Raw genomic sequence first — 9,507 nt, 5'->3', positions numbered from 1 at the left:
CTTGCTCTCCTTGCAAAGGGCCGAAAGTGTAACCCATCTATCCGGAATGAACTGTCACCCATCTCTCGGGAAGGGCAGACTCCATTCGAGGCCGAAGCGCGCACCGAATAAGCCCTGATCCAAACACTCTGCAGCCTAGACTTAACCAAGAAGTGTCACGCTCGGCAGTGCGTCAGCGATCTCGCAAACCACAGCGGGCGCGACCAGAACATGTCGTCAATCTGGGTGGGCCGGACCAAATCCTTCTGCACCCGAGCTGTTGAAGGCGCCTTATTGCCTCCGCGAGAGCAACTTTGTTTGCGGACATGCGTACTCATCGGCATATGCCAGAACAGGCTTGCTGTTGCCCATCTTCAATATCTTGTCTCGGGGCTTCAAGTTTCGATACCGGCATTTGATCCCGCCGGCGTCCCAAATGTGTGCTATTTTTGCTACATTTTTTGACCGTCTGCCTAAATTCTATGATTTAGTCACAGCTTAATAATGAAACGCGCACGTTAATTTGCAAGATAGTGGCAAGGTCAGGCGCCAAGCCCGGCTGGGGCGCTCTTAAAAAGCGCGGGGAAACGTGGGTGGGAAAATGAAGACGACAGGTCTGTCGACCAAGGTCATGGGCGTTGGTCTCTTGATGACGGCTACCATGCTGAGCTGCTGGGGCGCGCATGCGCTGACACTCAAGGAAGCCATGGCGGTCGCGGTGGAATCCAACCCGGAAATCGGCCAGGCCATCGAAAACCGCGAGGCCATCGAGTTCGAACTGCGGCAAGCAAAAGGGCTCTATCTTCCAAGCGTCGACCTGGAGGCATCCGCTGGTGCTCGCCGCCTGGACAACTCCTCCCGCCGCGCGCTCTCCATCGAGCACGATGCGCTTTATCCCGCGGAGACCGATCTGACGGTTTCGCAAACGCTTTATGATAGTGGCGCAAGGCGAGCCGAACTCAACCGTCAAGCCTCGCGAGTGGATGGCGCCTCATTCCGCGTGCTGGAGCGATCTGAGTTCATCGGGCTGTCTGTCGTCCAGGATTACCTGGAATACATGCTTCAGGCCTCGATCGTGGCCGAGGCAAAGAAGAATCTGGGCTTTCACCAAGCGATTCTCCACGACATCAGGGAAGGCATAGCAGGCGGCGGATTGAACGAAGCAGACCGGCAACAGGCCGAGGAGCGCTTGTTTGCGGCCAAGGCCCGCATGCAGGAGGCTTCCGAGGAACTCGAGGCCTCGAGAATACGCTTCTTCAAGACCGTCGGGAAACCGCTGACCAATGCATCGCGGCCAGGCGATGTTTCCTCTGCACTGCCAAGGTCCCTGGACGACGCGCTGGGCATTGCGCGGGAGAACAACCCGCGCGTCCACATGGCCAATAGCGATATCGCCGCCGCGGGCTCGCAGGTTGACGCCGCTCGGGCGAAATACGGCCCGTCGGTCGTCGCCGAAGGCGTTGCCCGGGCCGGATACGACATTGACGGCGACAATGGAGACACGTCCGATCTGCAGGCACGGGTAGTGCTGCGGTGGAACCTGTATCGGGGCGGCATCGACAAAGCTAATGAGCAGGAGCAGATCCGCCGCGCCAGCGAACAGCGGCTTGGGCTGCATCAGGTTCTGCGGGAGATCGAAGAAGCCGTTCGCACGTCGTGGGATCGCCGCTTCCGGCAAGCCGACCTGGCAAAGACCCTGAAGCTGCAAGCCGCTTCCAACGAGAAGCTGGTTGCCTCTTATCGCGAGCAGTTCAAGGTCGGACAGCGCTCGCTGCTCGATGTGCTGGATGCGCAGAATACGCGGTTCAACACAGCAACGCTGGCGGACACCGCGTCCTACGCATCCCTCTTTGCCCAATACCGACTTCTGGCGGCAACCGGGCAGTTGCTGAAAACGATGGACATCCAGCCGCCGAAGCAGGCCGCGGCCTACGCCAAGGATGAATTCGCGGTTCCGGAGATCCCGGACACCGAAACCTATGCACGGACCCCGTCGGAACAGAAGAACGACCTGCCCTTCGATATCCTCGCCCCTGTCAGGAAGAAGTGAGCCGTAAGGGGTGTTGAGGGTTCTGGCGGGCGGGTCGTGAATCAGCAGCCACATATTCTGTCGCCCAAGGAGGCGTTCAAGGCCTGCTTTTCGGCGGTGGCTGCCTATCTCGGCAGGCCGAGCGCCGAAACCGTGCTGTTTGCCGGAGTGCCGATTTCGGACACGCGCATCGAGGTCACCGAGATCCGGCATCTTGCCGAGCGGATCGGTCTCGAGACCCAGGAATTCAACCATCGCGACTTCCTGCGCGGTCGCGTCGATCTTCCGGCAATTCTCTTCCGTGTCAGTCAGTTGCCGATCGCCTTGCTGGCGGAAACCGACGGCGACGGGTATCTCACGGCCCCGCAGGAAGACGGGCGCACGACTGTCGGCAAATCCGAGCTGGCCGCAAGTTACATCAGTGGCGGCGTATCCTTCTCGATCACCTATGCCAACGCCACCGAGGGCATGAAGGTCGGGTCGGCGCAGGAGATCGAGCGGCGCCATTGGCTGACGGGGACGATGGGCGCTTTCTGGCGCACCTATTCCAAGGTCGTGCTGTCGGCGATCTTCATCAACCTTTTGGCCATCGCCTCGCCGATCTTCACCATGAATGTCTATGACCGCATATTGCCGAACAAGGCGATATCGACGCTTTGGGTGCTGGCGATCGGCATCGGCGCCGTCATTCTCTTCGATCTGCTTTTGAAAACGGCCCGAGCCTCGCTCATCGACTATGCCGGGCGCAAGGCGGATTTGCGGATATCGTATCTGCTGTTCGAGAAGGTGCTGAATTCGTCCCTGTCCGCGCGCCCGGGCTCGACAGGCGAATATGCCAACCGCGTCACCCAATATGAGTTCGTCAGGGAATTTTTCACCTCCAACACGATCAGCGTGTTCATCGATACGGCTTTCGTCTTCATCTTCCTGCTCGTCATCTACGCGATCGGCGGCTGGCTGGTCGTCATCCCGGCCCTCGCATTTGTGGCGTCGGTGGTCGTTGGCCTCGTCACGCAACGCCGCATCGGCAAACGGGTCGCAGCCTCCATGAATGAAGCCTCCCAGCGCCAGGCTCTGCTGGTCGAGTCCATCTCCACGCTGGAAACGATCAAGTCGCTGCGCGCCGAAGCCTATTTACTGAGGAAGTGGGGCGAGCATTCGAAGAATGCGGCCAACACTTCCGAGAAGATCAAGCAGCTCTCGGCGGCGGCCGGCAACATCACCCAGGCCATCCAGCAGCTTGTGACGGTCGCCTTGGTCGTGGCTGGAGCCTACGCCTTTTCGGAAGGGCATGTTTCGACAGGAGCCATCATCGGAACGGTGATGCTGGCGAGCCGGGCCGTGGCTCCGCTCGGCCAAATCGCGATCACCTTGTCGAGATTTCGCCAGGCCATGCTCTCCTTGAGAATGGTGAATTCCATCATGGCCCAGCCGGAGGACCGGCCGGATACGGTGGGCTTTGTCAATCGCCCGATTCGCAATGGAGCGATGACGTTCAAGAATGTCGGCTTTGTCTACCCCGGATCGGAAAACGAGGTTTTGTCCGGCCTGAACTTTTCGGTGAAGCCGGGAGAGCGCATCGGCATCATCGGCCGCATCGGGTCAGGCAAGACGACGATGGGACGCCTGATCGGCAGGCTTTTTCTGCCAAGCTCCGGCGAATTGCTGCTGGATGGCATCGACATCCGCCAGTATCACCCGTCAGAGGTGCGCGCCGCCGTCGGCATCGTCGCGCAAGCCGGCGATCTGTTTTCGGGCACCATCAAGGAGAACCTGCTGATGGCATCTCCGGAGGCGACCGACGAGCAGATCATCGAAGCCGCGAAAGCCGCCGGCGTCGACGAGTTCGTGTCTCGCCACCCGCGTGGCTACGACATGAACGTCGGTGAACGGGGCACCAATCTTTCCGGCGGGCAGAGACAGACGGTGGCGATCGCCCGGCTGCTTTTGACCAAGCCGAAGATCGTCTTTCTGGATGAACCGTCCGGCTCGATGGATCTGGCGTCGGAACGGCAACTGATAAAGCAACTCAAGACCGCTTTCGACCACAACACGACGCTGATCGTCTCGACGCATCGCTTCAGCATGCTCGAATTGGCTGATCGCCTCATTGTTATCGAACAAGGAAAGATAGTTGCCGACGGGCCAAAAGAACAAGTCATTCAGGCGCTGCAGAGAACGAATTCCTGAATGAACAAATTATATCGGGCTGAAACCGATATGATAACGGGGCGTGGGAAATGCTTGCCAGGGAAGACCGCCCGCCGCTTTTCGCGACGGCGTCCATATTCATCATAGGGGCGCTCTTCGCCGCCTTTGTCGCTTGGTCGTCCTTCGCCGAGGTCGACGAGATCGCGCGTGGCGACGGCAAGGTCATACCGGCCTCCAAGACCCAGGTCATTCAAGCCAGCGAGCCGGGCATCGTTCAGGAAATCGCCGTGAAGGTGGGGCAGGTCGTCAGGAAGAACGACCTTATTATCCGTCTCGACAATACTTTGAACACATCCAGCCTCGGCGAACAGCAAGCCAAGGCGCGGGCCCTGCAAACGCGCATCGCCAGGCTCAAATACGAACAGAGCGGCAGCATCACCGGATCGTTTCCTTGTCCGCAGGACATCCAATCCGTGGCGCCGGAAATCTGCGACAACGAACAAAATCTCCTCGTTGCCCGGCGCGAAAACTTCGACAACAAGCTGTCGGTGCTCAAGTCGCGACTCGACCAGCGCGAGAAGGAACTGGACGAGGCGAATGCCAATCTCGACCGCCTGACAAAAAACCTCGCTGTGAGCGACCAGCAGGCGAAGCTGGTCGAGGCGATGGTCAAGAAAGGTCTGATGGCAAGGACCGAGCAGCTCAAGGTCGAGCAGGAACAGACCGAACTCAACGGCCAATTGAACCTGGCCGGCGAGACGATAAAGAAGGGCAAGTCGGCGATCACCGAGGCGCAGCTCCAGGTCGAGGAACTCGGGCTGCAGTTGAAGCAGGAAGCGCTCGATGACCTGACGCAGGCCTTGGCCGATCTTTCAGTGGTGGACGAAACCATTCGCGGCGCGACCGACAAGGTCGCGCGAACGGATATCCGCTCGCCGGTGGACGGCATCGTCAACACGATGGAACTGAACACCGTCGGCGCCTTCGTCCAGCCGGGTACTGTCGTGGCCGGCATCGTGCCCACTTCCGAGACTTTGCTGGTCGAAGCACGTGTTTCGCCCCGCGATGTCGCGTTTATCCGCCCAGATCAGGATGCCTTGATCAAAGTCACGGCTTACGATTTCTCGATCTTTGGCGGCATCGAAGGCAAGGTTTCAAACATAACTGCCGACAGCCTGGTCGATCAGAAGACGGGCGAGCCCTACTATCAGGTGCGTGTTTCAACCGATAGATCGACACTGGAGCGAGACGGAAAGGCATATTCGATCATCCCCGGCATGATCTGTTCCGTGGATATCAAGACCGGTCGCAAGACGATCCTGAGCTACCTGCTGAAGCCGATCAACAAAGCCCGCCAGGAGGCAATGAGTGAGCGCTAGCGCCACCTCTCCCGCGACCCGGAGCGACCACTTGCTTCTGCCACTCCCGACAGAAGATTTCGAACTCGAGTTCCGCGTCGTGGCGCGCGGCGGCATCAGGCGCGGCATTCGGCTTGAACGGGCTTTCTGGGTTTCGCTGAAACAGATGGCTGAAAGCCGCAAATGCACGATCGGCATGCTGGTCGACGAGATCGCCGAAGGTCACGCGGAGAAAGGAAACTTGACCTCGGCAATCCGGGTGGCCTGCATACGCGAGTTGGGGCGCGAGAACCTGAATTTGCGCAGGCTTGCATCGATCAGGACGATAAACGCCATTCTGCTTGCCTGCCCGTCGCCGGCCTTCGCCTTGGCCTCGACGAAGAAGATCGTGACCTTCAATGCGCCGTTCCAGCAATTGGTCAAACGACAATTGCCGGCGGCATTCGACGAAGACACGCGCCAGGACCTGAAGCTGGCGCTGGATCTCAACGTGGCCGATATATTCGCCCGCCTCGACACCAATGGCGATGTTGCCGTTGCGAGCGGATTTGTGATTGGAGCCGGCGAACGCCGTTACCGGGGCCAATTGAACGTGGTGCGGGCGCCGGTGCTGGACCTGGAATTGCTGATGGCTTTCGTCTTCAACGGCTAGCGCCGTTCATCGTTTCCGCAAACGCCGAACCGCCCTATCTGCTGACGCAATTCCGCCGGAAAACCAACAATAGACTTTTCCCGGAATTGTCCGCCATTCAACCAGGACAAGAAAGCCGGCGCGCGGGCCCCTTACTTGACTTCCGTCTGGACGCCTTCGCCAGGGGCGACGGTTGCGAAACCGCCCTTGACATCGGCCATCTGGGCGTCTCCCGATTTGGACCCGTGGATCCAGGCCCGGTCGGTGCTGAACGAGTACAGTGGCTGATAATTCGGAAGGGCGCTGTCCTTGAGCACCGTATCGTTGAGACTGTCGAGAATATAAGCGCCGCTTGCGGTGCTGACCGAAAGCACGGCGTGGAAGAAGCCCCGCTTGCGGTCCTGGAGAACGACGAGCGACATGCTGCGTGCCGGAATGCCGGCCCTCAGCAACGCGGTCATCTTGAGAATGGCGAAGTCCTCGCAGTCGCCAGCACGATTGGCGAGGATCTCCGAAGGCTTCGCCCAGTAATCAAGCTTGCCGTAAACGACGCTGTCCTTCTTATAGGCGATCAGGTGGTTGATGCCGCTGTCGATGAACGACAGTTTTTCGACGAACCCCTTGCCTTGGGCGGCCGAGACCATGGCCGCGAAGGCTGGGCTCTCGTGGTCACAGGGGCTGCCCGCGGTGCAAGCGGTTATGGCTCGGTAGACCGGTGCCCAACGCGCCGAAACGGGAAAATTGCGCATGGACAGCGCAACCGACCCGAAAACGCCCGGAATGATCGACGCCGTCTGCATCGGGTCGACACCCCTGCCCTCTTGCGCCATCGAGGCGCTGGACCCGTCCTGAACGGAAACGGGATCATATCCGTTCAGGGCAAGGCTGATCCGGTAGGGGGTGGCCGGCTGCCAGGGCTGGTATCTCTGCAGCGAAATGCCGCCGAGGCCAAGCGGCGCCTGGACCGCTCCAAGCAGTGCTGTTTCGGGCATGAAATTCCTGATGACGGGTCCGGCAAGGGCTGGCTGCGCCGAGCCGGCTATCCCCACCGCCAGCAGAAGCAGCTTGAGCTTGCACTTCCCCGGAGCATTCCTTTGTTTTTTCATGACGCCCACCTTTGACTGTGGACGCTACCAATTTTGTCTCAAATTACTGGAAAGGAAGATGGATAACTTTCCCGTGAATTCGCTTTACTGATTTTAGTAAAATTTTACACGTATTTATACTTATATTTACCAAGTTTTCCGCGCCGCCGGTGGCGAAGCGCTATGCCTTCCAGACAACATATAACTGATTATATGTTCACAGTTTACCAAGCGTAAAAAAAGTCATCGAAGGCATATCCAAATATATAGAATGGATTGACGGACCGTTGCAAAGTCAAGCTGCCGCCTGTCTCTATCCGGGAAATACCGGAGGGGTTTAAGCTATGGCGAACAGTATTGAACTGGACAATCTTTCGAACTCGTGGGACGAGCATTCCGTCTCCAGCGATCATCACGACCTGACAGCGCCGACCCAGGTGGTGGCGCAAGCCGCGCCCGCCGAGCAAGCGGCGGCACCGGTCCAAACAGTGCCGGCCGCGGCCGAGCCTGTGCCGGTCGATGTCGGTGGCGGCGCGCCAGCGGCAGCTCCGCCAGCGGCAAACGCCCCGCACGAATACGTCGCGGACGCAAGCAACGTCGTCAAACTTCCCGCCAATGTCTCGATCGACAACATCAAGGTCGACGGCCACAACCTCGTGCTCGAGCAGGCGGACGGCTCGGTCATCGTCATCAAGGACGGTGCCCTGCATGTGCCGACCTTCATCATCGGCGACGTCGAAGTGCCGCGCGTGGCCTTGATCGCAGCGCTGGAAGCGAGCCATGTCGATGTCGCCTTTGGCGCGGACGGCTCGATATCGGCCGGTGGCAGCACGACCTCGAGCGCCGGCGGGAATTTCGAACAGCCTGCCGGCGGGATCGGCGACGGCTTCGGCTTGTCGGCGCTTCTGCCGCCGACGGCTTTGCAGTTTGGGCAGCTCGAGCGGCATGAGCTGTTTCCCTCTTTGGTCGACAGAGGCGTCTCCGTCGTGGCCATGTCGCTGACCAACCCTGATCAGGCGGCCAGCGAAACCGGACTCGATGGCGGCGCGCAACAATCGCCGGGCAGCGAGGCACCGACCAACTCCGAAACTTCCGGCGTCGGGACGATCAGCATCGACGCACCCGATGGCATCGGCTCGATCGTCATCAACGGCACCACCGTGACCGGTGTCGGCCAGCAAATTTCAGGGCAGTTCGGCTACATCACGATCCTGTCGTTCGATCCTGGCACGGGTGCCATCCAGTATGACTACACTGTCACCCAGTCGGTGACGCATCCCGTCAGCACGACCGGATACGACGTCAACGATACGGTTCCGGACAATTTCAGCATCACCGTCACGGATGTCGACGGCGATACGGCGAGCACGACCTTCACCGTTGCCATCATCGACGACGTGCCGACGGCTGTTGCCGACACCGACAGTATCGCAGCCGGCCAGTTCGGCCCCGCGACGGGCAATGTGCTGGTTGGCGGCACGGATGCGGGCGACGCCAACACTACGGACGGCGTTGCCGACACCCAGGGCGCCGACGGCGCGACGGTGGTGGGCGTTGCCAAGGGGACGACGAATGTCGCTCTGGACAATACGACCACACTCAACAGCCCGATCCAAGGTGAATATGGCAAGCTGACGCTGCACGGCGACGGCAGCTATACCTATGTGCGCGATGCGGGCACACCCGGAGGCGTCAACGACGTCTTCACCTACACGATCAAGGATGGCGATGGCGACACCTCGCACACCACGCTGACGATCTCGATCGGCAACTCGACGCCTGTAGTCGCCAACCTGACGCCGGAAGCCAATGGCGGCGACGTCATCGTCAACGAAGCGGCTTTGAATGTCGGCACGCCTGGTGGCCCCGGGTCCGATCCGGCAAGCACGGCCGAGACCGGCCCCGGCACCTTCACCATTTCCTCGCCCGACGGCATCCACGATCTGTCGATCGATGGCCACGCTTTCATCACCGACGGTGTGTTCACCGCCAGCTCGTTCACGACGACGCTAGGCAACACGCTGACGGTGACGGCCTACAATGCCGGCACCGGCGAGGTGAGCTATACCTACACGCTCAACGACAACGAGACACATACCTCTGTCCAGGGCACCAACAGCCTGTTCGAGAACTTCACTGTCACGCTGACCGACCAGGATCTCCAGAGCACCAATGGCACGCTCACCGTCAACATCGTCGATGACGTGCCGACGGCCCATGACGAGGCTTCGCAAGCGGTTGTGGAAGGTGCCCCGGTGGTGACGGGGACACTGG

At 59.9% G+C, this 9,507-nt stretch carries 5 protein-coding genes and 1 pseudogene; 5 read left to right on the top strand and 1 reads right to left on the bottom strand.

The window, feature by feature from the left end; genetic code table 11:
* The first annotated feature begins 580 nt into the window (after positions 1-580).
* From FJ543_RS31315 to FJ543_RS31300, 4 genes are read left to right on the top strand one after another with little or no spacing between them, the layout of a single operon-like run.
* Complete coding sequence (locus tag FJ543_RS31315) at positions 581-2,029, top strand: TolC family protein (protein ID WP_015318755.1); 1,449 nt, start codon at positions 581-583, stop codon at positions 2,027-2,029.
* Between the two features lie 36 nt (positions 2,030-2,065).
* On the top strand, positions 2,066-4,198 hold the full coding sequence (locus FJ543_RS31310; protein WP_140618712.1) for a type I secretion system permease/ATPase: 2,133 nt from the start codon (positions 2,066-2,068) through the stop codon (positions 4,196-4,198).
* 50 nt (positions 4,199-4,248) lie between these two features.
* Positions 4,249-5,538 (top strand): HlyD family type I secretion periplasmic adaptor subunit, encoded by a 1,290-nt coding sequence (locus tag FJ543_RS31305; RefSeq protein ID WP_140878693.1) that lies wholly within the window; start codon positions 4,249-4,251, stop codon positions 5,536-5,538.
* On the top strand, positions 5,528-6,169 hold the full coding sequence (locus FJ543_RS31300; RefSeq protein ID WP_140618714.1) for a ribbon-helix-helix domain-containing protein: 642 nt from the start codon (positions 5,528-5,530) through the stop codon (positions 6,167-6,169). The genes FJ543_RS31305 and FJ543_RS31300 overlap by 11 nt, the downstream gene beginning before the upstream one ends.
* A gap of 131 nt (positions 6,170-6,300) precedes the next feature.
* On the opposite strand, the gene FJ543_RS31295 is transcribed toward FJ543_RS31300, so the two are convergent.
* Positions 6,301-7,254 (bottom strand): transglutaminase-like cysteine peptidase, encoded by a 954-nt coding sequence (locus FJ543_RS31295; protein WP_140878692.1) that lies wholly within the window; start codon positions 7,252-7,254, stop codon positions 6,301-6,303.
* 323 nt (positions 7,255-7,577) lie between these two features.
* On the opposite strand from FJ543_RS31295, the pseudogene FJ543_RS31290 reads away from it, so the two are divergent.
* Positions 7,578-9,507 (top strand): annotated as a pseudogene (locus tag FJ543_RS31290) (hypothetical protein); the annotation flags it as partial.

The organism is Mesorhizobium sp. B2-5-7 (genome assembly GCF_006440875.1).
Taxonomy (GTDB): Bacteria; Pseudomonadota; Alphaproteobacteria; order Rhizobiales; family Rhizobiaceae; genus Mesorhizobium; species Mesorhizobium australicum.
The sequence above is the reverse complement of the archived record's forward strand: the minus strand, read 5'-3'. Positions and strand labels throughout refer to the sequence as shown.